This is a genomic window from Mesorhizobium sp. 1B3 (assembly GCF_050958605.1).
Classification (GTDB): Bacteria; Pseudomonadota; Alphaproteobacteria; order Rhizobiales; family Rhizobiaceae.
Window position 1 is genome coordinate 615020 of the sequence record NZ_JBJHDO010000001.1, and the last position, 24380, is coordinate 639399.

Genomic DNA, 24380 nt, shown 5'->3' on the forward strand with positions numbered 1-24380 from the left:
CGATCCGCCGAGGAAGAGTGCCTTTTGGACTGTCCGTCTAGCCGAACGGTCGTCGTCGCCTGGCGAGCTGACGGCGCTCGAAGCCCACCACCACGAACAGCGCCAGCAGCAGCGGAACGATGAGATAGAACAGGCGGAAGACCAGCAACGCCGTCAGCACCGACACTTTGTCCATGTCGGGGAAGCCGGCGAGCGCCACGATCTCGAAGACGCCGATGCCGCCCGGCGCATGTGTGGCAGAGGCTACGGAGAAGGCGACGATGAAGACGCCGAGCACAATGAGGAAGCCAGGATTGCCGGCTTCCGGCAGCGCGAAATAGATGACCGAGGCCGCGCCGATCAACTCGATCGGGCCGATGGTGAGCTGGCGCGCGACGATCGGCAGGCGCGGATAGTCGAGGCGGAAGCCGCGGATCTTGAGGGGGCGGAAGCCGATCCAGCTTCCCAGCACGTAAAGCCCGACCAGGGCAAGGCAGATGAAGCCGGTCGTTGACGAAAGTGTGATCGGCAAGGCTTCGAGATCGACGAAACGATCAGTCAGCCCAGGCTCCAGCACGAGCACGATGCCGAAGAGGAACACGGTTGCCAGGATGAAGGTGAACCAGCAGAAAGCGACGAGAACGCCGACATCCTGGCCCGTGAGGCCCTGCGTAGCGTAAGCCCGGTAGCGGATGACTGCGCCGGATGCGACGGAACCGCCGATATTGTGCGAGAGAGCGTAGGTCGTGAAGGAACAAAGGGTCACGAAAATCCACGAGACGCGTTTCCCGAGATGGGTGAGGGCGATGTGGTCGTAGCCGGCGAGAGCCGCGTAGGCCACGATCGCGCCAGCGCCGGCCAGAAACCACCTATGGACGGGAATGGCCTGAAAGCCAGCGACGACGTCCTCCGCTGAGATGCCGCGTAACTCGCCGTAAAGAAGCCACCCCGAAAACGCCACCGCCGCCAGCCCGATCACGGGCCAAACATAATCCTTCCACTTCATCCGTTGGGCTGTCTCCCCTGGGTTGCCTGATTGTTAAAGCGTTGCCTAATGTTTCGATAAAGCGATTAATCGGCCAAGGAAACCCACTTCCGTCTGACGTTGTGTTGATCGGCTTCAACGCTTCGTCGATTCACCGCGCAAACTATCCTGGCGCAGCATTGTGCCTTCCTTGCGTCAGGCATGGTGTCGGGAAACAAGCGTTTGGGAACAAGGACATTTTCCTCCAGCCCGGGACTTGGTGAACGCGCGCTGCACTGCTATCTTGACCTCAACTAGAAAAATCTAAGCGTGTGCAGCGTCCTCTTGGTTCGCGCCGCGCATGAAGGAAAAACGGTGAAAGACCCCGAGATCGGCGCCGAGCCGCCGGGTGACGAGGTGTCGCGGGATCTTTCGGCGCGACGCGCCGGGAGTTCATCTGCCGACCGGATTTTCGAACGGGCGGCGGGAACATGGCTCGGCAATGGCCGGGCAGACCACGGCGTCGCGCACCAGCAGCCCAAACCGAAGAAGCGCCGGAAGCGCAGGCGCGGGCGAAAAGTTTTCGCCCGCGACGGGCGCCAGCCAGCGTCGGCACCGCAGGAGCCAGCGAACCCGCCCGCGCCGCCGGCTCGCGAGATTCGGCTGGGTTCGCCGCCTGCCAAAAGAAGCGGCAGCCGCCCGCCCTTCCAAGACCAGCCCGTTTTTGCCGCGCTCGACCTCGGCACGAACAATTGCCGGCTGCTGGTGGCCGTACCCGGACGGCCCGGGCAGTTCCGTGTGATCGATGCCTTCTCGCGCATCGTTCGCCTGGGCGAGGGGCTTTCCGTCAGCGGCCGTCTTGCCGACGCGGCCATGGATCGCGCCGTGGAGGCGCTTAAGGTTTGCGGCGACAAGCTGAGCAACCGCACGATCCGCCGAGCCCGGCTGATTGCGACTGAAGCTTGCCGTTCGGCCGAGAACGGGGCGGCCTTTCTGGAGCGGGTCGAGGCGCAGACAGGGCTCTCCCTCGAGATCATCGACCGCCAGACGGAGGCTCGGCTCGCCGTGTCCGGCTGCGGCTCGCTGATCGAGGAGGAGACGCAAGGCGTTGTGCTGTTCGACATCGGGGGCGGCTCCTCCGAGATTGCGCTGATCGACGTGTCGGGCCGCCGTTCGTCCCGACTCGCCAACCACATCGTGTCATGGACCTCATTGCCCGTGGGCGTGGTCTCGCTGGCCGAGCGCTTCGGCGGGAGACATGTCTCGCGAGCAACTTTCCAGGCGATGGTCGACGATGTGACCGGGCTTCTGAGGAAATTCGAGGGCCGCGACCGACTTGGTCATCTCGCCAATGGGGCCAGGTTCCACCTGCTCGGCACATCGGGCACGGTCACGACTTTGGCAGGGGTGCACCTTGGACTCGAACGTTACGATCGCCGGCGTGTCGACGGGTTGTGGATGGACGGCGCCAGTGTCAACGCCATGATCGAGCGGCTTCTCTCCTGGGACTTCCGCCAGCGCGTGGCCAATCCCTGCATCGGGGCTGACCGGGCCGATCTTGTCCTTGCAGGCTGCGCCATCCTGGAAGCGATCCGCGCTGTCTGGCCGTCGGAGCGCCTGCGCGTCGCCGATCGCGGCCTGCGCGAGGGCATATTGAGTGAGCTGATGGCAGAGGACGGGGTCTGGCGACAGAACGGGCACAGGCATCGATCATGACGAAGAAGCCAGCCAAAGCCGGAGCAACGCGCGTGCTGAGGACGCGCGTCAAGAAGAAGAGCGGTCTGAAGGAATCCTCGCGTCGCTGGCTCGAACGGCATCTCAACGATCCCTATGTCCAGCGCTCGAAGAGCGAAGGCTACAGGTCGCGGGCGGCCTACAAACTGATCGAGATCGACGACAAATATAAGCTGCTCAAACCGGGCATGCGCATCATAGATCTCGGAGCGGCCCCCGGGGGCTGGTCTCAAGTCGCGGCCGAACGCGTGAAGTCGGCCGAGGCCGATCCGCGCGTCGTGGGGATCGATTATCTGGAGATGGACCCGGTGCCCGGGGCGGCAATCCTGAAGATGGACTTCCTCGACCAGGAAGCACCCGAGAAGCTCCGTCACACGCTTGGGGGCGACCCCGACATCGTTCTTTCCGACATGGCGGCTCCGACGACAGGCCACCGCCGTACCGACCACCTGCGCACCATGCATCTATGCGAGGTCGCCGCCGACTTCGCCGTTTCCGTGCTGAAGCCCGGCGGCCACTTCCTGGCCAAAACCTTCCAGGGCGGCACGGAAGGCGGTTTGCTCGACATGTTGAAGCGCAACTTCCGTTCCGTCCACCACGTCAAGCCGCCTGCTTCGCGCGACGCTTCCGTGGAACTGTTCCTGCTGGCGAAGGATTTCAAGGGAAGAGCAAATAGCGAGTAGGAAAGTGCTTGCCGCCCGGGAAAGCGCGGGGTTCTTTGCTTGCTACTCGCCCGGCGCACTCTGCCTTCCATGCCCCGAGACCGCGCTGCCGGCGTCGCGAGCCAGGCCGATGTAAGGCACGACCGACAGCGCGGTGATCGCGGCCACGATCAGGAAGGCGGTGGAGAAGGAGGAGAGCGTTATCGCGCCACCGGAGAAATAGGCGGAGGCCTCCAATATGCCGCCGGCGATCGCGACGCCTAGCGCCACGCTGATCTGCTGTGCCACGGCCGAAATAGCGGTCGCCTGGCTCACCTCCTTCGGTTCGATGTCGGCGAATACCAGCGCATTGGTTGACGTGAAGAACAACGAGCGCAGGAATCCGGCGCCGAGCAGCACTACCATGATCACGGCGGGTGGCGTCTGCGGGGTGAAGAAGCCGTTTGCCGCGATGAAGGCGCTGCCGCATATCGCAGCAAACAGCAGTACCGTGCGAAAGCCGCCTGCGCGCAAGGTGAGCGGCGCCAGGAACTTCATGGCGATCGCCCCTATCGCGGAGACGAAGGTCAGCATGCCGGATTGGAAGGGGGTGAGGCCGAAGCCGAGCTGCAACATGAGTGGCAGGAGAAATGGCACCGCCCCGTTGCCGATGCGGAACAGCGAGCCGCCGGTGATAGCGGCCCGGAATACGGGCTCCTTGAACAGCCTCAAATTGAGGAGTGGGCTCGTGGCGCGCCGCGCATGCATGACGTAGACCATGCCGCCGATCGTTCCGATGGCGAGCGTGGTCATGCCGACCCAGGGCGGCAAGGCCGGCAGGCTGACCACGGACAGGCCGAAAACCACGCCGGATGCTGCGATGGCCGACAGGAAGAAGCCTATGGCGTCGATCGGGGCCGCGCCCACAGGCTCGATGTCCGGCAGCACTCTCCCGGCCAGAACGATCCCGATCAGGCCGATGGGCACGTTGATGAGGAATATCCAGTGCCATGTGAAGAAGGTGGTGATGAAGCCACCCACGGGTGGGCCGGCCATCGGGCCGACAAGGGCTGGAACGGTGAGCCAGGCCATGGCCGATACCAGCTCGCGCTTGGGCGTCGAGCGCACCAGCACGAGACGCGCAACCGGCGTCATCATGGCGCCGCCCACACCTTGCAGGAAACGTGAGAACACGAAGGCGGTCAGCGAGCCGGAGACGGCGCAGAACACCGAGCCGACAATGAAGACGGCGATTGCGCCGCGAAAGACACGTTTTGCCCCGAAGCGGTCCGCCATCCAGGAACTGATCGGAATGAAGATCGCGAGCGACACGAGATAGGCCGTGAGCGCGAGCTTTAGCGCCACCGGACTGGTCTGCATATCCTCGGCGATCGCCGGCAACGAGGTGGCGATCACCGTTGAATCCATATGCTCCATGAAGAGCGCGACCGCGAGGATGAGCGGGAGGGTTCGGTTCACGTCCGTAGCCGGATCAGAAGAGGGACAGGCCGGCGGTTAACATGAAAAGCAAACCTTGTCGTCTGAATTTGCCGTCACGTTTGGGCGAGGTGGGTTACATCATTTGCCCTTCACGATTTCCTCCACGTAGCGCTTGGTTTCCTCTATACGCTCGGGCGTTGCCGGGTGGGTGGAGAGAAAACCGCCGCCGTCCTTGTCGTCGAGCTTGTCGCGCAGGAGTTCGAAGAAGCGTCCTATGGCGGCAGGGTCGTGACCGGCCTTGTGCATCAGTTCGACGCTGAAACGGTCGGCCTCGCGTTCCGCCTCGCGTGAGTGCGAGAGCGCGAGCAGCGCCGATCCCTGCACGAGCAGGTCTTCGGTGCCCGATCCGATGTCGCCGCCGATCAGCATGATGAGGGCCGAGGCACCCGCCGCGCGGTAAAGCTGGCGAAGACTATGCTCATGGTCGACATGTCCGATCTCGTGAGCGAGCACGCCGAGGATCGCTTCGTCACCGTCGGAGAGTGCCACCAGTTCGTCGGTGAGCACGATGGTGCCGTCGGGCAAGGCGAAGGCATTCGGGCCGATCATGCCGCCCTTGCGGAAATTGAGAGTGTAGGCGGCGGGTTTGTTTCCTTCCACCGCGGCGGCGCCGCGAGGCGCGAAGGCTGCGAGTGCGGCGAACTTCTGCAGCAATCGTTCCTGCCGTTCGGGCGGCAACTCCGAAGGCGCAAGAACCGCCTGGTCGAGCGAGGCGATCACGCTCCGGCTCATCAGCTTCGGCACGACAGGCGGAGTGAGCACGATCGCAGCTTCGACGAGCGCAGGCACGGCGAAGCGATAGACTGCGAAACAAAGGCCGATGACCAGCGCCACGAGCAGGACGAGGCGCGGACGGAAACGTTCGAGTCGGTGGATGAGCCCGGCAAAGCGGCTCGACTGTGACCTGATCAGGGCGTCGACCGCGTCGTTGTCGCCGGTCTCGAATACGCTTCCGTCGGGAAAGGTGAGCTTGCGGGGGATAGAGCCGACGCGGTCCGAAACCTGAACCTTTACGAAATCAGCGGAGGCAAGCCTCTGCCTGGAGGTCGGATCGATTGCGGCGGCGATTCCGGCTGCGTCGACGGACAGGATCGCGGTCGTCGAGCGGCCGGAGAAGGGCGGGCGCCAGAGTCCGGAAAGCAAGCGCCTCCGCCCGTCAGAAGCCAAAATCGAAACCCTCGATGTCCATATATTCCGATCCCACCGCCGAGCCGGTATCGGCAAGCGTGCTGCTATAATCTTCCAGCGAGCCACCGGCGTCCAGCGCCGTCGTCGTGGCCAGGTACCTGGCCATGCGCACCGCCGCCCACGGGCGAGCAAGGCCGAGGGTAGCAATCGTAGCAGCGAGGTTCGAAGCCGAGATCCAGGTGAAACGGCCGCGGTGGATTGATGAGACCAGCCGGTGTCGGTCATCGATCACCGTGGCATTAAACGCCACGTTTCGGATCCCTGCCTGATAGACAAGTCTTGCAACGAGGATGAGGGCAAGGATCAGAGCGGTGGGAAGCAATGATATGAAAATGCTCTCTATGATAGCTCCAGCAAGAGCTCCAGCAAATTCGGTATCCGTGGTAGCAAGCCAATCGACAAATGCAACCAGAAGCACCGCTACCACCAATGCCACCAGGCCGAGGCCGAGCAGCAAAGCCGGCAGCCACCACTGGCCGTAGAATTTGCCTAATGCGGGCTCGCAGCGCACCGGCCTGTCGCCGTAACGTACGTTGCCCAGCGTGTAGCGCCACATCCAGGACGAGGCGAGAGGTGCAAGGATGCCCAGCGAGACAAACGCCAGGATCGGCCCGACTATATAGGCGAGCAAGGCTCTGCCATAGCCGCCGTTGAAATCGAAGCGGACATTCCGGTAGCTCGTGACCCGGGCGCTGAAACGCAGCCCGCGCATGACGAACCAGGGGATGGCGAAGACGAAGCCCAGGCTGACCACGATACCGGCAAGCGGTGCGACTGTCGTCAGTACATTGTAGAGAATGAGAAGGAATACGACAATAAAGCGCCCGAACAGGATCTGCTTGGGGCTGGCGTGATAGTCGAAGGTGGCGCCGGCCAGAACGGTGTTCCCATAGAAATAGCGCTGGCGCCTTACCTTGGCCCAGGCCGAATAGATGCCGAGGGTCAGGATCGTCAAAAGAACGTTGACGATCCAGATGCCGAAATACTCGCTCGCCGAGCCGTTGAAGGTGAAGTGCTCTCGCACGACAGGTGACGGCACCGTCCGCGATGGGGCATCGAGTACGATTTCGCTCATGTTTTTCCGATACTCAGGTTGTATCTTGTGACGTTTGCAACATTGCCGAGAACCCGTTCTCGCGCAAGAAGGTCGCTTGCATCTTTTCATTGGCCGTCGGACGTGTTACCAGCCGCTGCCAATCCTGAAAGGGAAAATCGAGTCGGGCGCGGACCAACAGGTCTGGCGCCCCTGACGCAATTCAAGGATCGGCAATGGCGAAAATCATCGAGACCGCTACCGGCGCGTTGGCGCTTACCTTCGACGACGTGCTGCTCCAGCCCGGCCACTCCGAGATCATGCCCGGCCAAACGGACGTGCGCACCATGATCGCCGGCGACATCGAACTCAACTTGCCGATCCTGTCGGCGGCAATGGATACCGTGACCGAGGCACGGCTGGCGATCGCCATGGCGCAGGCAGGCGGCATCGGCGTCATCCATCGCAACTTCTCACCGGCCGAGCAGGCGGAACAGGTCCGCCAGGTAAAGAAATTCGAATCCGGGATGGTCGTGAACCCGGTGACCATCGGTCCCGAAGCAACGCTGGCGGACGCACTGACGCTGATGCGCTCGCACAGCATTTCCGGCATACCGGTCGTCGAGAATGGCGGCAGGGGCGGCCATTGGACCGGTCGCCTCGTCGGCATCCTGACGAACCGGGACGTTCGCTTCGCATCCGACCCGGCCCAGAAGGTGGCCGAACTGATGACCCATGAGAACCTCGTCACCGTCAAGGAAACGGTCGATCAGGACGAGGCCAAGCGCCTGCTCCACAAGCATCGGATCGAGAAGCTTTTGGTGGTCGACGCGCAGGGCAATTGCGTCGGGCTCATTACCGTCAAGGACATCGAGAAGGCGCAGCTCAACCCCAACGCCGCGAAGGACGCCCAGGGCCGGTTGAGGGTAGCGGCTGCGACAAGCGTCGGGGACGACGGCTTCGAGCGTGCCGAACGCCTGATCGAAGCAGGGGTCGACCTGCTCGTCATCGACACCGCCCATGGCCACTCGCAGCGCGTGCTCGATGCCGTTGCGCGAGCCAAGAAGCTGTCGAATGCGGTGCGCATCATGGCCGGCAACGTCGCTACGGGGGACGCCACGAAAGCGCTGATCGACGCGGGTGCGGATGCCGTCAAGGTCGGCATCGGCCCAGGATCCATCTGCACCACGCGCATCGTCGCCGGTGTGGGGGTGCCGCAGCTTTCAGCCATCATGTCGGCGGTCGAAACGGCGGATAAAGCCGGGGTGTCGATCATCGCCGACGGCGGGATCAAGTTCTCCGGCGACCTGGCGAAGGCGCTAGCCGCCGGCGCCAGCGCAGCAATGATCGGTTCGCTGCTCGCCGGCACGGACGAAAGCCCGGGCGAGGTCTATCTGCACCAGGGGCGCTCCTTCAAGGCTTATCGCGGCATGGGCTCGGTGGGCGCGATGGCGCGCGGCTCGGCCGACCGCTATTTCCAGGCCGAGGTTCGCGACACGCTGAAGCTCGTGCCGGAGGGCATCGAGGGCCAGGTGCCGTATAAGGGCCCTGCGGGCGGCGTGCTGCACCAGCTCACCGGCGGTCTGAGAGCCGCCATGGGTTATGTCGGCGCGCGCGATCTGGCGGAGCTGCGTTCGCGAGCAACCTTCGTTCGCATCTCGAATGCCGGCTTGCGTGAAAGCCACACGCACGACGTGACCATCACGCGTGAGAGCCCGAATTATCCCGGGGCAGTTTAAGCGTCGACGTCGGGTCCGGATGCCAGCGTCCCTCTCGAGGATACCAATGTGAAACACCGCGGCTTCGGCGCGCTGGTCCGCGCCGCGGCCAAGTGCTTACATCACCATCGAAAAGCGCTTTTCCTGTTCCTGTTCCGCTTCCTGCGCCTCCAGATAGGCCCGCAGAACAGGCGCCAGGGCAGGGCGGTTCGCCTCGCTCGCCGGCGGGAGCGAAGCCTCCAATTCTGAATCGACCACGCCGCTGGCGGAAGTTTCGGCCTTGGCATCGTCGTTCGGTCCGTCGGCGCTCAGGCTCCCGAGCGCCTGGAGCACGGCCGCCGCGATGCTTGCCCCTCCGTGCTCGGCCCCAGCCTCCTTCATCTCGTCCAACGCCTTCCGCACCGTCTCGGGCAGCTCCGCTGCCTGTTCGACCTTTTCGAGCGTCCGTGCCGCCTTCACCGCTTCAAGATCTTCCTTCACCGTCTCCTCATCGACCTCGTCGATGGGCGATTTCCTGGTGTCGGCGAGCGTCTCCTCGACTGATTTCGGCCCGGCGGCCGCACGCTCGAGCCGCTGGCTGACCTTGCTGCCGGCTTGGCCGGCCAGCCCTTCGGAGAGCACGCCACGAACCTTTTCGGCGGCTTCGCTGTTCGGGTCGGCGAAACCCTGCAGGAGATCGGTTACGCTCATTCCGTCGAGCCTGAAGCCGATCATCTGCTCCAGTTCCCTCATCAACGCCCGGTCGCGCGACAGGAAACCCGTGTCGAACATGTCCAGCATCATCCGGGCGACTTGCTGGAATGTGACGCCGTTCTTGCCGGGTTTAGGCAGCGAGAAGTCGGCCTCCGAACCGACCTCGACATAATCCAGAAGCGCCTTGCCGCGCCATTCGGTGCCAGCCTTTTTTCCTTCTTCGGAGCCGTCGCGGCCGAGCGACAGCTTGTCGTTCACATAGCCGACCACCTTCTCCATGAGTCGGGTCATGGCTTCGGTGAGGGTGAGCTGGCTGCCGAAATAGAGCTCGTTGACCGCCTTCATGTCCTTGGGCGGGGCGACCTGGGCGGGGATCTGGCCGATGCGCGAACCGGGACTATCATCGCGGCTCAGACGTTCCTGCAGCATGGTGATCGACTGCATCACGGCGACAGCCGGCTTGAAGCGGTTGATCGTGGCTGGAAGCATGAGAAGGCCCCTCTATCCCCGGTTGCAATCCTGGTCGAGAAGGGTAAAGGCCGCGTTAAGACCTGTGGCCGAGGCGCTGCGAAGAGGGATTGCAGTCTTTCTCATCCTGAGCAAATCTCGCGCGGCATTCCTGGGAGGGGAAAGTGAACCAGACAGCGATCTTCTGGCCGATGCTCGTCCAGGTCCTGCTCGTCTATATCGTCTATGCCGTTCTGATGAAACGGCGCGGCGCGGCGGTCAGGACGCGCGAGGTCAGGATCAGCCAGTTCAAGGATCACTCGGGCGAACCCGCCGGCAGCGTGAGCGTCGGCGACAATCTCGCCAATCAGTTCGAACTGCCCGTGCTCTTCTACGTCGCCTGCCTGGCGTTCTACGCGACGAATGGCGTTTCCTACTGGGTGCTGGCGCTCGCGTGGATCTTCGCCCTGTCCCGTTATGTCCACGCCTTGGTCCATGTCACGATCAACATCGTGCCTTATCGCACCACCGCCTTTGCCGTCGGCGCTCTTGTGCTCGCCTTGATGTGGATTTCCTTCGCCCTCCATATCGCCGGGTTGTGATATCAGTGCATCCGCTGACTGTTCGTCGCGCAAGGGCCCGTAGGGATGGGGCGAGCGTGAGGCATTTGGCCGTCCGCAGGCAGTTGCGCCGCCAGCCCAAGCATATCCGCCGCGCCCGTTGTCTTTTAGGGCGCTGCTCGGCAGGAAATGATTTCTGCGCGTTTGCGCTTGTACGCGGCGGCTTTGACGGCTAGCTACGCCCACTATCGGGTAGGCCGAAGACGGGGAAACCGGACATGAGAACAGGCGGAAGGCTGGCTGCGGCCATCGAGGTACTCGATGATATCGAGCGTCGGCATCGGCCGGCGGCCGACGCTCTCAGGGACTGGGGGCTGTCGCATCGTTTCGCTGGCGCGGGCGACCGCGCTGCAATCGGCAACATCGTCTATGATGCATTGCGCAGACGCCGGTCTGCCGGCTGGCTGCTCGACGCCGACACCCCCCGTGCCCTTGGCTTCGGCGCCTTGCTGCTGGAATGGAACCTGACGCCGCAATCCCTCAACGAAATGCTGGATGGCGACAGGTTCGGGCCGGAGCTATTGGGGACGGATGAGCTCCGGGCGATCGCGGCGCGAAGCGCCACTGAAGCTCCGTCTGCCGTACGCGCCGACTGTCCGGATTGGTGTGCGCCGCTGCTCGAGGAAAGCTTCGGCCAGGATTGGGTGGCCGAGGGGGCGGCGCTCGCGGCACGGCCGCCGCTCGACCTTCGCGTCAACACGCTGAAGGCAGATCGTGCCAGGGTGATGGCCGAACTCGCGGAGACGCAAGCCGCGCCCACCGCACTTGCACCGAACGGTCTGCGCATTCCGCCGATCGACGGTTCGGGGCGCCATCCCAACGTCCAAGCAGAGCCCGCATTCCAGAAGGGTTGGTTCGAGGTGCAGGACGAGGGATCGCAGATCGTCGCCGAACTCGCCGGGGCGGAGCCCGGCATGCAGGTGCTCGATTTCTGTGCGGGCGCCGGCGGCAAGACGCTGGCGCTTTCGGCAATCATGGACAATCGCGGCCAGATCTTCGCGCATGATGCGGAGAAGGCGCGGCTCGCCCCGATTTTCGATCGTATGCGCCGATCGGAGAACCGCAACGTTCAAGTCGTGTCCAGAGCTTCCGATCTTTCGGCCTTGACCGGCCAGATGGATATCGTCCTCGTCGACGCTCCTTGCACGGGCTCCGGTACCTGGCGGCGTCGGCCGGACGCCAAATGGCGCCTGACCGAGCGCCAGCTCGATGCGCGCATCGCCGAGCAGGCTGCAATCTTGGCCACGGCGAAGGAATTCGTGAAGCCGGGCGGGCGGCTCGTCTACATAACCTGCTCGGTGTTTTCCGCCGAGAACGGCGCCCAGCTCGCAGCCTTCGCTACGGCGAACGAGGACTTTGCTCCGGTCGACCATCAGGCACTGTGGCAGGATCTGTTCCCCGACAGGGAAGGTTTGGGGCGTATACTACCGGGGGGTGGCATCATCCTCAGCCCGGCACGCAGCGGCACGGACGGCTTCTTCTTCGGCGCAATGCGGCGCTTGCACTAACGCGTCGGCTTGCTGCACTGCAGCAGGAATGATTGCCTTGAGCGACAGGCTTTGCAATAAGCGGTCGACATTACTGGGAGTGAGCGATGGCAAAGCCGATGCCCGATGCCGATTTCGAGGAGCGCGTGCGCTCCAGTTTTGCGCGCCAGAAGGCCATGCAGACGATCGGAGCCCAACTGACCGTGGTGACGCCGGGCACGGTCGAGATCGAAATGCCCTATTCGGCAGAGCTCACCCAGCAGCATGGTTTCCTGCATGCCGGCATCATTTCGACGGCTCTGGACTCTGCCTGCGGTTATGCCGCCTATTCGATGATGCCGGCCAACGCCGCGGTGCTGACCATCGAATTCAAGGTAAATTTGCTGGCGCCCGGCAGGGGCGAGCGTTTTCTGTTCCGAGGCTCAATCACCAAGCCCGGCCGCACCATCATCGTGGCGGACGGCCAGGCCTACGCCTTCGCCGCTGACGGCGAGGCGAAGCTTATCGCCACCATGACGGGCACGATGATGACGATCACCGGCCGTAGCGGGCTGGAAGGTTAGACGAGGGGCAGCCGGTGGCGCCGAGGAATTTCGGGGGCAGGAGCGTCCTTTTCGTGATGGCGGCGGCCGCCGAATACGGCCTGCATCTCAAGCGTCGTTTCGTGCCGTTCATGACCGGCGTCGGGCCGGTGGAGGCCGGCGTGGCGATGGGATCGATGTTGGCCCGTCTGCAGGCCGCATGCGAGCTGCCGGAACTCGTCGTCTCGCTGGGCTCGGCCGGCAGCCGATCGCTCGAGCAGGCCGGCATCTATCAGGTTGCCTCGGTCTCCTATCGCGACATGGATGCCTCGGTGCTGGGCTTCGAAAAAGGCGCGACGCCTTTTCTGGACATGCCCGTCACCATTCCTTTGCCGCTGCGCATCCCCGGCATAGAGGAAGCGACGTTGTCGACCGGCGGCGCGGTGATTTCCGGTGCTGCCTACGACGGCATCGAAGCCGACATGGTGGATATGGAAACCTTTGCCATTCTGCGCGCCTGCCAGCTCTTCGGCCTCCCGCTGATCGGACTGCGCGGCATTTCCGACGGCGCGGCCGAACTCCGCCACGTCGGCGACTGGACGGAATACCTCCACGTCATAGACGAGAAGCTGGCCGCTGCGGTCGACAGGCTGGAACAAGGCCTCAGAAGCGGCACGATCTCCTTCTAAGATTCCCTTCTAGATTCATCGTGACCATGGGCGCGAGGGCGGCATCGATACCCATTGCGCCGACTCGGTTTCTTCTTTAAAGGCCCGCCATGAAGAACCATCCCGACACCGTCCTCATCATCGACTTCGGCAGCCAGGTCACTCAGCTGATCGCCAGGCGGGTGCGCGAAGCCGGCGTCTATTCGGAAATCGTCCCGTTCCAGTCGGCCGAGGAAGCCTTCGACCGCATCAAGCCCAAGGCGGTGATCCTTTCCGGCAGCCCGGCCTCGACTATCGACATCGGTAGCCCGCGCGCACCGGACGCCATCTTCCAGTCCGGCCTGCCGGTGCTCGGCATCTGCTACGGCGAACAGACGATGTGCGCGCAACTCGGCGGCAAGGTTGAAGCGGGGCATCATCGCGAATTCGGCCGCGCCTTCCTCGAGATCGAGGAAGATTGCGCCCTGTTCGAGGGCATTTGGGCCAAGGGCACGCGCCACCAGGTGTGGATGAGCCATGGCGACCGTGTCACCGCGATCCCACCCGGCTTCCGGGTCGTCGGCACTTCGCCCGGCGCGCCTTTCGCGGCCATCGCCGACGAGGCGCGGAAATTCTACGCCGTCCAGTTCCACCCCGAAGTCGTGCACACGCCGGACGGCGCGAAACTTCTGACGAATTTCGTGCATCGCATCGCGGGCATAGCCGGCGATTGGACGATGGCCGCCTATCGTGAGCAGGCTGTCGAAGCGATCCGCAAACAGGTCGGCAAGGGCAAGGTCATCTGCGCGCTCTCGGGCGGTGTCGATTCCTCGGTCGCGGCCCTGCTCATCCACGAGGCGGTCGGCGACCAGCTCACCTGCATCCTCGTGGACCACGGCCTTATGCGGAAGAACGAGGCGGCCGACGTGGTCGCGATGTTCCGCGAGCATTACAACCTGCCGCTGATCCTGGTCGACGCTTCGGATCGCTTCATCGGCGCCCTTGAAGGCGAGACCGATCCGGAGAAAAAGCGCAAGACGATCGGCCGGCTGTTCATCGAGGTGTTCGAAGAGGAGGCGAAGAAGCTCGGCGGAGCCGACTTCCTGGCGCAGGGCACGCTTTATCCGGATGTCATCGAGAGTGTCTCCTTCACCGGCGGCCCGTCGGTCACGATCAAGTCGCACCACAATGTCGGCGGCCTGCCAGAGCGCATGAACATGAAGCTCGTCGAGCCGCTGCGCGAGCTCTTCAAGGACGAGGTGCGCGCACTCGGCAAGGAGCTCGGCCTACCCGAGCACTTCATCGGCCGTCATCCCTTCCCGGGACCGGGGCTCGCCATCCGCTGCCCGGGCGGCATCACCCGCGAGAAGCTGGAGATCCTGCGCGAGGCCGACGCGATCTATCTCGACGAGATCCGCAAGGCCGGCCTCTACGACGCGATCTGGCAGGCGTTCGCCGTGCTCTTGCCGGTCCAGACGGTAGGCGTGATGGGCGATGGACGCACCTATGAATATGTCTGCGCCCTGCGCGCCGTCACCTCGGTCGACGGCATGACGGCCGACTTCTACCACTACGACATGAACTTCCTCGCCGCCGCCGCAACCCGTATCATCAACGAGGTACGCGGCATCAACCGCGTCGTCTACGACGTGACCTCCAAGCCGCCCGGAACCATCGAGTGGGAGTGATTTTGCACTGAAGTCTGAGGACAAGACAGTTTATAATATACAAAGTGGCGGACCGTGACGGGGTGTCCGTCAGCGTTATGGCGCTGTTGTTCCGAGCGTTGCGACTAGCACGTCGGCCAGGCCCCGGCCGGCGCTGCCGTGGTCATCAAGGCGCGGGTTGTAGATGGTGACCTCGAGGCCTACTGCCTTGCCGCTCGTTAAGGCAATCCGAAGCGCGGCTCTTAGCTCGTCCCACGACAACCCGTCCGGCACGCGGAAATCGACAGCCGGCATGATCACGTCGTCGAGGCAGTCGGCGTCGAGATGGATGAAGAAGCCGTCCAGTTCCTCTCGCGTCAGGTGGTCGACCGCTTCGCGCGCTGCGGCCTCTATGCCCATTGCACGCACAGCGGGAAGGTCGATTGCCTTGAGCTCTTTGGGGAGCGGCTGGCTTCCGTACTCCTCCTGATCCTTATGATCGCGATACGCGAATGCGACGGCATCTTGGGGACGGACCAGAGGACTGAGACCTTCGATATCGGTCAGGAGCGACGGACCGTAGCCGGTGACGAAGGCGAGATCCATCGAGGCGCCCTCACCATTGGGTTCCGCTTCGGGCTGGAAGAAATCGGCATTGCCGTCGATGAAGAACAGGCCGTAGCGGCCGCGCCGTCGAAACGCGAGCATTGAGCCCAGCAAGATCGTGCAATCGCCGCCCAGCACCACTGGAAACTCGCCTGCGTCAAGCAACGCTTCCACGGCGTCGGCGAGCTCGGGCGACCACGTTGCAATTGCCGTAGCGTTCAGGATGCCGGTCTCGGGATCGGGCGTCGGGTCCTTCGGGGGTACAGCCAGCCGCCCGGCGCGGCGCGCCTGGATACGCTCCGCAAGACCGAAGTCCAAGAGCTGGTCGGGTAAGTGCTCCACACCGTCGGTCGCCAGGCCCAGCGTGGAAGGGGCTTCGATAATTGCATAGGGATGGTTCGGCATGGAGCCTCCGTTAGCCACTACTTCGCGGAGTAGGTCATGGCCTCGATTTTGTGACCGTCTGGATCGCGGACGAATGCCCCGTAATAGTTGGCATCGTAATCGCGCCGCAGCCCCGGTCCGCCATCGTCGCTGCCACCATGTTTCAATGCAGCTGCGTAAAATCGATGCACCATCGAACGATCCTCGACGGCAAACGCGATATGAGTGCCGTTGCCCACAGTCGCAGGTTTTCCGTCAATCGGCACCTGAACGCTGAAGTGAAACATGCCGCAGCCGTAACCCAGTCCTCCCTCATCTTCTGCCATCGGCAGTATGCCGACGATGGGCAAGACAGCGTCGTAGAAACGCTTGGACCGCTTGACGTCATTTGTCCCAACCGAGACATGGTGGATCACAGCGACGCTCCCGTTCTGGCCTTATTACCAACGGCAGCTTCCAATCATTGTTCCTTCAAGCAGATCGCCGCTTGCCATCCCGTTTAGTCATTGGTCGTAGCTTCAGGAGGGTAATGGACTGACGCGTCGACTGTGAGCAAGAATACTTTTCCCGCCTCATCAGGTCGCATCGACTGGCGCGATTTCATACGTCCCTGCGTGTGAACGTCAAATGCGTGACGCCGCTGGGCGATGACACGGCCTCAATGTCATAGTTCGTCTCGAGACCCTCCAGTCCGTCCCAAAGACGCACGCCGCGTCCGAGGAGGATCGGAACCACGACGATATGCATATGGTCGACCAGTCCTGCCGCAAGGAACTCGCGGATCATTGTAGCGCCTCCGCCGAGGCGCACGTCCTGACCGCCCGCAGCCTCACGCGCCGCTTCGAGTGCTTCCGCGGGCGAGGCGTCGATGAAGTGGAAAGTCGTGCCGCCCTCCATCGCGATCGACGGACGCGTGTGATGCGTGAGGATGAACACAGGTGTATGGAACGGTGGGTTGGGACCCCACGCACCCTTCCAGTTTGGGTCCTCGTGCCATCCGGGGTGGCCGAATTTCCCGGCACCCATGATCTCTGCGCCGATCCCCGGATCGTGCCGCTGGACGAAGACGTCGTCGACGCCACCGCTACCGCCGGGCCCCCACCAGCGGGTAGCGAACATCCACTGATGCAGTCTATCGCCAGCGTGACCGAAATGTGCATCGGCGTTCTGACCTTCGCCAGTACCGAAACCGTCGAGAGAGATGGCGAAGTTGTGGATGCGAACGAGTGACATGGCTGGAACTCCTTTCAGGAATCTTCGTGCGGCCCGGATCTGATAGTCGGCAGATCTATGCCGTCCGCGGCAGCAGATAGGTCTGGCCGTTCGAGGAAAGAGCGAGATGATGGAATGCCACACCTACTTACCGGATCTCGACCAGGATCGCGGAGACGATGAATTGTCGATCGAATTAGTGGCATACGCGGTACCGAATGTGAGTGGCCTGCGGCGTATCGATTACTCGTACGATCTCCAGTTCCACACGCGATGGCAACACTGTGAACATCGTTAGGCCATTTCCAAACAATACTGGAATCTGGTGAATCTGTATCTCGTCCAGCACTCCGGCCTCGAGCGCCCGCTGCGCTGTGTACGCGCCGTGCACCAACACATGTCTGTCGCCGGCGGCGGCTTTCGCCTGCGCCATCGCGCTAGCGATTCCATCGGTCACGTATGTAACCAACGGATAGTTTGCCACTGTGGGACCGGGAGGGCGGTGGCTGGGTACGAAGATCTGGACACCGTTACGATCACCGCCCCAGTGATCAACCTGCTCCACTGTACGCCGACCCGCGAGGATAGCTCCGTACGCGTTCGCCTCATCGAACAACGCGCCGACCGCTCCGGATGGCCGCGAGAAATCGCCGTACCACTCGTGCAAGCGCATGAAACCATCACCGCCCGGGTTGTCGTTGGGACCGGCTATATACCCGTCAAGTGACATCGACATGTAGAGCACTGATGTAGACATTTTTGACCTTTCGTCGTTTCGATCCGAACTCATCTCAACCGAGGGAACGTCCGGCATTGTGCGGGACAACCAGATCATGCGAACGCCAATTCTGCCGAAGACGCCTCTATTACGGCCACGCCTCGGCGATTTTCGAAACGGTGGTCTCGACCCCATTCAGGATCAGCGAAATGCCGAAGGCGAAGCTCGCATCGAAATCCCACGTCACAGGCATATCGAGACGCTCGATGGTCTTGTAGCCGCGACCTGCGATGCGTTCAGTTCGGACCTTTTCAGAGGGTTCAAGTGCAGGAATTGGGCGAGTTTGATAAGAGGCTTGGCTCAGCGTGAATCCTATGAGGAGAAAGAAGGTCCTTGCGCTGTCGAGTTCGGTCATCCCTTGCGATTGAAGCGCCCGCAGTGTCACCTCCATGGGAGCAAAGGCCGTTCCGGGCGCAGCGCCATCCTGCTCAAGCAGACCTGGCAGTCCAGGATGCTGAAGGCACAAATCCCGAAGGACATCGAAGCAGTGACGTATCTGCTCTCGCCAATCCGTATGCTGGCCGTCGAACTGCGCGGCGTCGATGATGTGCTCGGCGACGGCAGCGAGAAGATCGCGCTTGCTGCTGAAGTGATTGTAAAGCGCCATCGGGGTCACGCCGACCATGTCAGCGAGGGCTCGCATCGTCAGCGCGTCCGCGCCCCCTTCATCGATAAGCCGGATGGCGGCTGCAATGAGCTTGTCGCGCGAGAGATCTCCACGCTTCGAGCCGGAGGGAGATTTCCGCTTCTGGGCTGACTTCGCCATGACTTCCTAACGGGTTATCGCCATTGTCATTGAGAGAAAACCAAGCGTCGCCAAGCCGGCGCGGCCGACATGGGACCACTCCCACACATTTCGCATATGGCGCCAGTCCGCATCCGGAGCAGAAAACAGACCGAAGAAGAACTGACTAGCGCCGCTGAGCTGAGTGTCTCTCAACCATGCGCTATTCACCGGGTGCGTAACAAACCAGTACGTCGCGTGACCCACAATCAGCAGAGCGAGGGCCGCAGCGGTCCACCAGAATCTATCGGTATTGGTCGGTGTGAGAAAAAGCAGCACGGCAAGCAAGAGCATGCTGCCGAACTCTCCGACGAGCCCGCCGATCGTAAAGCCTGGATAGTAGATCGCCTGAACAGCCCGGTAAGTCGGCTCGTCGAGCCGCAGTTTTCCGGGAAACTCCAGCGCGTGGGCCAACGACAGGCCCATTGTCACTGCTACCAGCAGCAAACCCAAAACCGAGAGCGCTAAGTACATGTCGGAGCTTTCGCTTTGTGAACGTCGCATATATACATAGTATACAGTCGCCGTGACATATGCAAGGCGGCCGCCTAGGGCCGTGGCCGAGTGACGGTGCCATCTCGATGTTCGATTCTTGGGCGACCGCCTCGCGCAAGCGGCTGTTGAAGGGACTGTAGCTAATGGATGAAGTCAGACGCATCGCCGGGCCGGGCGGGAGGCCCCCGGCATTTTATGAAATCCATTTCACTGAATAGTGACCTCGGTGTAACGTTTATCTCCCGGAGGGAGAACGTGACGCTCAGAGGTGTCCATCAGGAGTTCGGCCGGCCATATAATCGCCGGATTGTGCTCGAGGCAGTCGGCCTGCATGGCCCGACGACGCGCGGCGAAGTCCCCCAACGGGTGGTGCTGACGGTCGACATCCGTATCACGCCGATCGGCGCAGGCCGGGTGGCCGCATGCTAGGCATCGGCATGGCAGTGCCTGGATCGGGCGTGCTGTTGCCCCGTTTCGGCGATATGTTCGTTGGCGAACGGAAGCGCGACGTGCTCGGCCCTAGCGGGGAGACTGCAGCATGACGACGCCACTCCTCGTGCTGGAAGATATCCGCAAGAACTTCGGCGCGATCGAAGCGCTCAAGGGAATCTCCTTTTCCATCAACAAGGGTGAGGTCGTCGCGCTGCTCGGCGATAACGGCGCAGGCAAGTCGACGCTGGTGAAAATCATCTCCGGGGGACTCGATCCGACATCGGGACGTCTGCTCTTCGAAGGCCAGGACTTCCTTGCCAAGACCCCGGCCGAGGCCAAAGCTGCCGGCATCGAGACCGTCTACCAGGACCTGTCACTCTGCACCAATGTCGACGTGGTCGCAAACTTCTTCATGGGACGCGAGATCACCCGCAGGTTTCTCGGCATCCCCATCCTCGACGAGCGCGCCATGGAGCGCGAGGTGGCGAACGCGCTGGCCAATGCCGGCACACGCATCCCTTCCTTGCGCACCAACGTCGAGCATCTCTCGGGCGGCCAGCGGCAAGCGATCGAGCTCAACCGCTTCGTTCACTGGGGCGGCAAGCTGGTGCTGCTCGACGAGCCGTTCGCCGCGCTGGGCGTCGAGCAGACGCGGCGCGGCCTCGACATGATCCGCCAGGTCGCCGCCCAAGGCATCGGCGTCATCATCATCACGCACATCATGCAGCAGGCATTCCAGGTCGCCGACCGGATCGTGGTGATCCGCCAGGGTGTCGTGGCTGGGGATGTGCCGCGATCGAAAACAAGTCCCGACGCGGTGGTCGGCATGATCACCGGGGAGACCCTTGCCGGCACCGGACCGGCAGGCGACGGGGGATAGTGAGGGGTTTTCCGGTTACGAGAGGAGCGAGAACATGAAGCGTATGGCATTATCCGCCTTCGGCGTTCTGGCATTGGCGCTCGCCATGTTGACGCCGGCCTTCGCACAGTCGAAGGGCACGGTCTATTATCTTGTGCCCACCCTGCTCGACGAGTTTCAGACCGGCTCTGTGACCGCGCTCGAGATGTTCCTGAAACAGGTCGGCTACGAGATGAAGACGCTCAATGCCGACAACAAGACCGATGCCCAGCAGTCACAGATGAACGACGTGATCGCGCTGAAGCCGGCCGCCATCATCCTTGCCGCGGTCGATTTCAACGCGCTGAAGCCGTCTGTCGAGGCGGCGCGCGCCGCCGGTATCCCGGTCGTGCAATTCGATCGCCAGATCACCGCGACGCCCTCCGACTTCACTTCCGTCGCCGGCACGGTCGAGATCGGTCATGTCGCGGCCGAGCAGGCAGAGAAGCTGTTGAAGGCGAAACATGGGTCGGTAAAGGGCAAAATACTGCAGGTGCTTGGCGACCCCGGCGATCCCTACACGCTCGACATCCAGAAGGGCTTCGAGGAGAAGATGAAGACTTTTCCGGAAGTGACGATCATCTCGCACCCGGCCATGCAATGGGAGGCGAGCAACGCCGGCACGATCGTCGCCGACAACATCGTCTCCAATCCCGACATCGACCTGATCTTCAGCCACGCCGCTCACCTTTCGGTTGCGGCTGTCGCATCTCTCGAGGCGGCCGGCAAGAAACCCGGCGACGTCATGATGATGAGCTCCAACGGCGCGCCCGTCGGCCTCGACCTCATCCGCAAGGGCTGGCTCAACGTCGAGGTGGAGCAGCCGCTCTACGCACAAGCTGCGGCCGTCGCCATGTTCATGGACAAGGTGGTCAACAAGCAGGAGATCAAGGCTGGCAACTATGAGGTGCTGGGCCTGCCAGCGGTGCTGACGATCGAAGCCTGGGGACCGAACATGAAGATCCCCGGCGCTGCGATCACCAAGGAGAACGTCGACAACCCGGCCTTCTGGGGCAACATGAAGCCGCCGACCGAGACGGTGAAGTCCATAGAGTAAGTCGCGATTTGCCACTGTCGCGGCGCTTCCGAAACGCCGCGGCATTCCTTTCGCTCTCGTTCCGGACGGTAATCGCCGGAGGTGAAGCGTCCACACCGAACTCGGAACGGTCGATGACACCACGCACCCGCCGCACCCTCGAGCTTGTCCTGGACAACCTCGTCTGGTTCATGCTGCTGTTCGTGCTGGCGATCTTTTCGATCTTCGTGCCGAACTATTTCCAGCTCGGCATCTTCGCCAATATTATCGAAGCCTCCAGCGTGCTCGGCGTTATGTCGATCGGCCTGGCTCTGGTCATAATCGCCGGCCATATGGACCTCTCCGTCGAATCCGTGGCCGCGCTCTCGGCTATGGCGGTTGGCATTCTGTTCTGCTCGGCCGGTATCGGTCTCGGCATCACGCTGAGCCCGGAGTGGCTGATGGTGCCGGTCTCGTTGCTGATCGCCGTCTTCGTCGGCGCCTTGATCGGGACCGTCAACGGCGTGCTCGTCGTCAAGCTCGACATGAGCGCCTTCATTATCACGCTTGCGTCCTACATCTGGGTACGCGGGTTGGTGCTCGCCATCTCCGGCGGCCGTTCCGCTCAGGACCTCGCGCCGGCCATCCGCTGGTTCGGCATCCAGAGGCTGTTCGGTCTGCCGCTGACCGCCTGGATCGCGATAGCCTCATTCATTGTCTTCTCCTTCATTCTTTCCAAGACGCCGTTCGGCCGGCATCTGGTCATGATCGGCGGCAACCAGACAGCGACCTTCCGAGCCGGCATTCGCGTCAACCGCAACCTGATCATCGCCTTCATACTTGCCGGCGCCATCGCTGGCCTGGCCGGCTGGCTGCTCGCCATCCGCACCTCCGGCGCGACGGCCAATCTCGGCGTCGGACTGCTGTTCAACGCCTTCGCGGCGGTTGTGATCGGCGGCGTCAGCCTCAAGGGGGGCGTCGGATCGGTGCCGGGCGTCTACGCCGGCGCCCTCCTGCTCTCCTCGATCAATACCGCTATAAACCTGATGGGTTTGCCGCCCACCACAACCCAGGTCATTCACGGGTTGCTGGTGCTGGCGGCGGTGCTCCTCGACACATTCAAGCAGAAATTGAGGCAAACGCTCGCATGACCGCACGGCTCAAAGGCAAGGTCGCCCTGATCATCGGTGCCGCACGCGGCATCGGCAAGGGCATCGCGCAACGTTTCGCGGAAGAACGCGCGCAGCTCGTGCTGGCTGACAATGAGGACGAAGCAGGTCGGGCGACCGCAACGGAATTGGGCGCTGGCTTCATACTCACCGACATCTCCAGGATGACCGATGCCGAAGCTGCTGTCCGGCTGGCCCTCGAGCTGCATGGTCGGCTGGACATTGTTGTCCAGAATGCGGGCATCTATCCCTGGCAGCTTATCGAGAACACCAGCCCCGAGGATTGGGACCGTGTCATGGGTGTCAATCTTCGCGGCTGCTTCAACGCCGCGCGCGCTGCTCTCGCGCCGATGAAAGCCCAGGGTTCGGGGCGGATGCTCTTCACCTCCTCGATCACCGGCCCGCATGTCACGAGTCCCGGCCACGGTCACTATGGCGCGACGAAGGCCGGCATCAATGGCTTCATCCGCTCGGCCGCGCTGGAGTTCGCCGGCTACGGCATCACCGTGAACGGCGTCGAGCCCGGCAACATCCTCACCGAGGCGATTCAAATGCATCGCGGCCCGACCTTCATCAAGAACATGGAAGATGCGATCCCGCTCGGACGGCTGGGCAGTCCACGTGACGTCGCCAACGCCTTCCTGTTCCTCGCCTCCGACGATGCAAGCTACATTACCGGCACGACGATCGTGGTCGATGGCGGACAGCTGCTGCCCGAAGGGGCAGACTTTCATCTCCTGCCGCCATGATCGTCGATTTGCGCCGCGGCTAATTCGAGGTGTCGAGTGGTAAAGTCGATCATCAGTAGCGTCGCGGCTTGCCGTCGCTTGTCGAATCAATCGCGGCGGTGCCGAGCCTGTGATGGATCCTATTCACCTGCATGTCATTTAAGGCATGTTCCAGAGGTGCTTGATCGATACGATGTTCTTCAACACAACTTCTGTCATACCGGCGGCAATCCCGTTTGAACGGTTCGGATGCGACAAGGATCTCGGAGCAGCACGATGGAAATTCATGATGGCATTGACAATGGCGCCCATGAGAGGAGCCGCGCCCCGCGGGCGAGGGGAGCCGCGGCCGCATCCGTCTCTCTCCGGGGCGCGGCTTTGGCTATTTCGGCCTTCCTCTTTGCAGGGGGCGCCGCTGCCGAGCAGCGTTGCATGACGGCTCCTGAGCCAGGGACGGATTGGAGTGACTGCAACAAGGGCAACATCGTGCTTCGGGGAGGTGATCTCGAAGGTGCCAATCTTACCGGCACCAACTTCAGCGCCACCGATCTCAGGGAAGCAAACCTCAATTCGGCAAATCTCCAAGGCGCCACCCTCGTACGAACGTCGCTTGCCGGCGCCAGCGCGCAAAAAGCCAACTTCGCCAAAGTCGAGGGCTATCGCAGCAATTTCGCAGGCGTTTCTGCCGAAGGCGCGTCATTTGCCAGTGCCGAGCTGCAGCGTTCCGACTTCAGCGAGGCGCGTCTTAACGGTGTGCTCTTCGAGAAGGCCGAGCTCGGACGCGCGAATTTCAACAAGGCCGTGCTGAGCGGGGTCCGGTTTCCGCTGGCAAACCTTGCCCGAGCCGATCTGAGCGGTGCGATTTTCGAAGGGCCGATCGACTTTGGCAAAGCCTTCATGTTCCTGACCAGGATCGAAGGCCTCGACTTGTCGGCCGCCTCGGGCCTTGAACAGGCGCAAGTCGACATAGCTTGCGGCGATGCCGAGACCAAGCTGCCGCCCGGTTTGACGATGCCGGCCAGTTGGCCCTGTTCGTTCGAGTGACGCGAACGCGTTCCGGA

General features: G+C 62.6%; 24 protein-coding genes and 1 pseudogene. 14 read left to right on the forward strand and 11 right to left on the reverse strand.

What is annotated here, in order from left to right:
* Window positions 1–37: 37 nt before the first annotated feature.
* On the reverse strand, window positions 38–985 hold the full coding sequence (locus ACCO56_RS02875; protein WP_433637420.1) for a lysylphosphatidylglycerol synthase domain-containing protein: 948 nt from the start codon (window positions 983–985) through the stop codon (window positions 38–40).
* A gap of 288 nt (window positions 986–1273) precedes the next feature.
* Between ACCO56_RS02875 and ACCO56_RS02880 the strand changes: the two genes are divergently transcribed.
* Both ACCO56_RS02880 and ACCO56_RS02885 read left to right on the forward strand, forming a co-directional pair.
* Entirely contained in the window at window positions 1274–2659 is a 1386-nt protein-coding gene (locus ACCO56_RS02880; RefSeq protein WP_433637422.1) for a Ppx/GppA phosphatase family protein, read from the forward strand.
* The gene (locus ACCO56_RS02885) at window positions 2656–3360 is read left to right on the forward strand and encodes an RlmE family RNA methyltransferase (protein WP_433637424.1); all 705 of its coding nucleotides are present in this window, start codon (window positions 2656–2658) and stop codon (window positions 3358–3360) included. The genes ACCO56_RS02880 and ACCO56_RS02885 overlap by 4 nt, the downstream gene beginning before the upstream one ends.
* A gap of 42 nt (window positions 3361–3402) precedes the next feature.
* Here ACCO56_RS02885 and ACCO56_RS02890 read toward each other — a convergent pair whose 3' ends face one another.
* The 3 genes from ACCO56_RS02890 to ACCO56_RS02900 form a co-directional block, all read right to left on the reverse strand.
* Window positions 3403–4797 carry an MFS transporter gene (locus ACCO56_RS02890; protein ID WP_433637425.1) on the reverse strand — a complete coding sequence of 465 codons (1395 nt, stop codon included), beginning with the start codon at window positions 4795–4797 and terminating at the stop codon, window positions 3403–3405.
* A gap of 99 nt (window positions 4798–4896) precedes the next feature.
* Window positions 4897–5985 (reverse strand): M48 family metallopeptidase, encoded by a 1089-nt coding sequence (locus ACCO56_RS02895; RefSeq protein WP_433637427.1) that lies wholly within the window; start codon window positions 5983–5985, stop codon window positions 4897–4899.
* Window positions 5975–7081, reverse strand: a complete 1107-nt coding sequence (locus ACCO56_RS02900) for a YjgN family protein (RefSeq protein ID WP_433637430.1) — start codon at window positions 7079–7081, stop codon at window positions 5975–5977. Before ACCO56_RS02900 ends, ACCO56_RS02895 begins: the two co-directional genes overlap by 11 nt.
* Before the next feature lie 194 nt (window positions 7082–7275).
* Here ACCO56_RS02900 and guaB point away from each other — a divergent pair, with 194 nt between their 5' ends.
* On the forward strand, window positions 7276–8778 hold the full coding sequence (gene guaB / locus ACCO56_RS02905; RefSeq protein ID WP_433637432.1) for an IMP dehydrogenase: 1503 nt from the start codon (window positions 7276–7278) through the stop codon (window positions 8776–8778).
* A 96-nt stretch (window positions 8779–8874) separates the two neighbouring features.
* Here guaB and ACCO56_RS02910 read toward each other — a convergent pair whose 3' ends face one another.
* The gene (locus ACCO56_RS02910; protein WP_433637435.1) at window positions 8875–9939 is read right to left on the reverse strand and encodes a hypothetical protein; all 1065 of its coding nucleotides are present in this window, start codon (window positions 9937–9939) and stop codon (window positions 8875–8877) included.
* A gap of 143 nt (window positions 9940–10082) precedes the next feature.
* Here ACCO56_RS02910 and ACCO56_RS02915 point away from each other — a divergent pair, with 143 nt between their 5' ends.
* The 5 genes from ACCO56_RS02915 (at window position 10083) to guaA (ending at window position 14860) form a co-directional block, all read left to right on the forward strand.
* Window positions 10083–10499 (forward strand): MAPEG family protein, encoded by a 417-nt coding sequence (locus ACCO56_RS02915; protein WP_433637437.1) that lies wholly within the window; start codon window positions 10083–10085, stop codon window positions 10497–10499.
* Window positions 10500–10735: 236 nt separating this feature from the next.
* Window positions 10736–12025 (forward strand): RsmB/NOP family class I SAM-dependent RNA methyltransferase, encoded by a 1290-nt coding sequence (locus tag ACCO56_RS02920; protein WP_433637439.1) that lies wholly within the window; start codon window positions 10736–10738, stop codon window positions 12023–12025.
* Window positions 12026–12111: 86 nt separating this feature from the next.
* On the forward strand, window positions 12112–12567 hold the full coding sequence (locus tag ACCO56_RS02925) for a PaaI family thioesterase (RefSeq protein ID WP_433637442.1): 456 nt from the start codon (window positions 12112–12114) through the stop codon (window positions 12565–12567).
* 14 nt (window positions 12568–12581) lie between these two features.
* Window positions 12582–13214, forward strand: coding sequence for a 5'-methylthioadenosine/S-adenosylhomocysteine nucleosidase (locus tag ACCO56_RS02930; protein WP_433637444.1), 633 nt, complete (start codon window positions 12582–12584; stop codon window positions 13212–13214).
* Between the two features lie 89 nt (window positions 13215–13303).
* On the forward strand, window positions 13304–14860 hold the full coding sequence (guaA, locus tag ACCO56_RS02935) for a glutamine-hydrolyzing GMP synthase (RefSeq protein ID WP_433637446.1): 1557 nt from the start codon (window positions 13304–13306) through the stop codon (window positions 14858–14860).
* Between the two features lie 75 nt (window positions 14861–14935).
* On the opposite strand, the gene ACCO56_RS02940 is transcribed toward guaA, so the two are convergent.
* From ACCO56_RS02940 to ACCO56_RS02965, 6 genes are all read right to left on the reverse strand, one after another.
* The gene (locus ACCO56_RS02940; RefSeq protein ID WP_433637447.1) at window positions 14936–15829 is read right to left on the reverse strand and encodes an arginase family protein; all 894 of its coding nucleotides are present in this window, start codon (window positions 15827–15829) and stop codon (window positions 14936–14938) included.
* Window positions 15830–15846: 17 nt separating this feature from the next.
* Window positions 15847–16224 carry a VOC family protein gene (locus ACCO56_RS02945; RefSeq protein WP_433637448.1) on the reverse strand — a complete coding sequence of 126 codons (378 nt, stop codon included), beginning with the start codon at window positions 16222–16224 and terminating at the stop codon, window positions 15847–15849.
* 184 nt (window positions 16225–16408) lie between these two features.
* Window positions 16409–17041 (reverse strand): dihydrofolate reductase family protein, encoded by a 633-nt coding sequence (locus ACCO56_RS02950; RefSeq protein WP_433637450.1) that lies wholly within the window; start codon window positions 17039–17041, stop codon window positions 16409–16411.
* A 175-nt stretch (window positions 17042–17216) separates the two neighbouring features.
* Complete coding sequence (locus ACCO56_RS02955) at window positions 17217–17855, reverse strand: dihydrofolate reductase family protein (protein ID WP_433637451.1); 639 nt, start codon at window positions 17853–17855, stop codon at window positions 17217–17219.
* Window positions 17856–17886: 31 nt separating this feature from the next.
* Window positions 17887–18564 carry a TetR/AcrR family transcriptional regulator gene (locus ACCO56_RS02960; RefSeq protein ID WP_433637453.1) on the reverse strand — a complete coding sequence of 226 codons (678 nt, stop codon included), beginning with the start codon at window positions 18562–18564 and terminating at the stop codon, window positions 17887–17889.
* Between the two features lie 6 nt (window positions 18565–18570).
* On the reverse strand, window positions 18571–19056 hold the full coding sequence (locus tag ACCO56_RS02965) for a DUF1772 domain-containing protein (protein WP_433637454.1): 486 nt from the start codon (window positions 19054–19056) through the stop codon (window positions 18571–18573).
* Between the two features lie 276 nt (window positions 19057–19332).
* On the opposite strand from ACCO56_RS02965, the pseudogene ACCO56_RS02970 reads away from it, so the two are divergent.
* The 6 genes and pseudogenes from ACCO56_RS02970 to ACCO56_RS02995 all read left to right on the forward strand — a co-directional run.
* Window positions 19333–19458, forward strand: a pseudogene (locus ACCO56_RS02970) (ROK family transcriptional regulator); the annotation flags it as partial.
* A gap of 157 nt (window positions 19459–19615) precedes the next feature.
* Entirely contained in the window at window positions 19616–20389 is a 774-nt protein-coding gene (locus ACCO56_RS02975; protein WP_433637456.1) for an ATP-binding cassette domain-containing protein, read from the forward strand.
* 34 nt (window positions 20390–20423) lie between these two features.
* Window positions 20424–21464, forward strand: coding sequence for a sugar ABC transporter substrate-binding protein (locus tag ACCO56_RS02980; RefSeq protein ID WP_433637458.1), 1041 nt, complete (start codon window positions 20424–20426; stop codon window positions 21462–21464).
* A gap of 113 nt (window positions 21465–21577) precedes the next feature.
* Window positions 21578–22573 (forward strand): ABC transporter permease, encoded by a 996-nt coding sequence (locus ACCO56_RS02985; RefSeq protein WP_433637460.1) that lies wholly within the window; start codon window positions 21578–21580, stop codon window positions 22571–22573.
* Complete coding sequence (locus tag ACCO56_RS02990; RefSeq protein WP_433637463.1) at window positions 22570–23340, forward strand: SDR family NAD(P)-dependent oxidoreductase; 771 nt, start codon at window positions 22570–22572, stop codon at window positions 23338–23340. Before ACCO56_RS02985 ends, ACCO56_RS02990 begins: the two co-directional genes overlap by 4 nt.
* A 255-nt stretch (window positions 23341–23595) precedes the next feature.
* Entirely contained in the window at window positions 23596–24363 is a 768-nt protein-coding gene (locus ACCO56_RS02995) for a pentapeptide repeat-containing protein (protein WP_433637465.1), read from the forward strand.
* Window positions 24364–24380: the final 17 nt, after the last annotated feature.

Excerpts from the sequence above, each read along its gene's own strand:
- ACCO56_RS02875 (WP_433637420.1), bottom strand. The coding sequence starts at position 985 with ATGAAGTGGAAGGATTATGTTTGGCCCGTGATCGGGCTGGCGGCGGTG.
- ACCO56_RS02885 (WP_433637424.1), top strand. The coding sequence starts at position 2,656 with ATGACGAAGAAGCCAGCCAAAGCCGGAGCAACGCGCGTGCTGAGGACG.
- ACCO56_RS02900 (WP_433637430.1), bottom strand. The coding sequence starts at position 7,081 with ATGAGCGAAATCGTACTCGATGCCCCATCGCGGACGGTGCCGTCACCT.
- guaB (WP_433637432.1), top strand. The coding sequence starts at position 7,276 with ATGGCGAAAATCATCGAGACCGCTACCGGCGCGTTGGCGCTTACCTTC.
- ACCO56_RS02910 (WP_433637435.1), bottom strand. The coding sequence starts at position 9,939 with ATGCTTCCAGCCACGATCAACCGCTTCAAGCCGGCTGTCGCCGTGATG.
- ACCO56_RS02920 (WP_433637439.1), top strand. The coding sequence starts at position 10,736 with ATGAGAACAGGCGGAAGGCTGGCTGCGGCCATCGAGGTACTCGATGAT.
- ACCO56_RS02925 (WP_433637442.1), top strand. The coding sequence starts at position 12,112 with ATGGCAAAGCCGATGCCCGATGCCGATTTCGAGGAGCGCGTGCGCTCC.
- guaA (WP_433637446.1), top strand. The coding sequence starts at position 13,304 with ATGAAGAACCATCCCGACACCGTCCTCATCATCGACTTCGGCAGCCAG.
- ACCO56_RS02940 (WP_433637447.1), bottom strand. The coding sequence starts at position 15,829 with ATGCCGAACCATCCCTATGCAATTATCGAAGCCCCTTCCACGCTGGGC.
- ACCO56_RS02950 (WP_433637450.1), bottom strand. The coding sequence starts at position 17,041 with ATGTCACTCGTTCGCATCCACAACTTCGCCATCTCTCTCGACGGTTTC.
- ACCO56_RS02955 (WP_433637451.1), bottom strand. The coding sequence starts at position 17,855 with ATGATCTGGTTGTCCCGCACAATGCCGGACGTTCCCTCGGTTGAGATG.
- ACCO56_RS02960 (WP_433637453.1), bottom strand. The coding sequence starts at position 18,564 with ATGGCGAAGTCAGCCCAGAAGCGGAAATCTCCCTCCGGCTCGAAGCGT.
- ACCO56_RS02965 (WP_433637454.1), bottom strand. The coding sequence starts at position 19,056 with ATGTACTTAGCGCTCTCGGTTTTGGGTTTGCTGCTGGTAGCAGTGACA.
- ACCO56_RS02975 (WP_433637456.1), top strand. The coding sequence starts at position 19,616 with ATGACGACGCCACTCCTCGTGCTGGAAGATATCCGCAAGAACTTCGGC.
- ACCO56_RS02980 (WP_433637458.1), top strand. The coding sequence starts at position 20,424 with ATGAAGCGTATGGCATTATCCGCCTTCGGCGTTCTGGCATTGGCGCTC.
- ACCO56_RS02985 (WP_433637460.1), top strand. The coding sequence starts at position 21,578 with ATGACACCACGCACCCGCCGCACCCTCGAGCTTGTCCTGGACAACCTC.
- ACCO56_RS02990 (WP_433637463.1), top strand. The coding sequence starts at position 22,570 with ATGACCGCACGGCTCAAAGGCAAGGTCGCCCTGATCATCGGTGCCGCA.
- ACCO56_RS02995 (WP_433637465.1), top strand. The coding sequence starts at position 23,596 with ATGGAAATTCATGATGGCATTGACAATGGCGCCCATGAGAGGAGCCGC.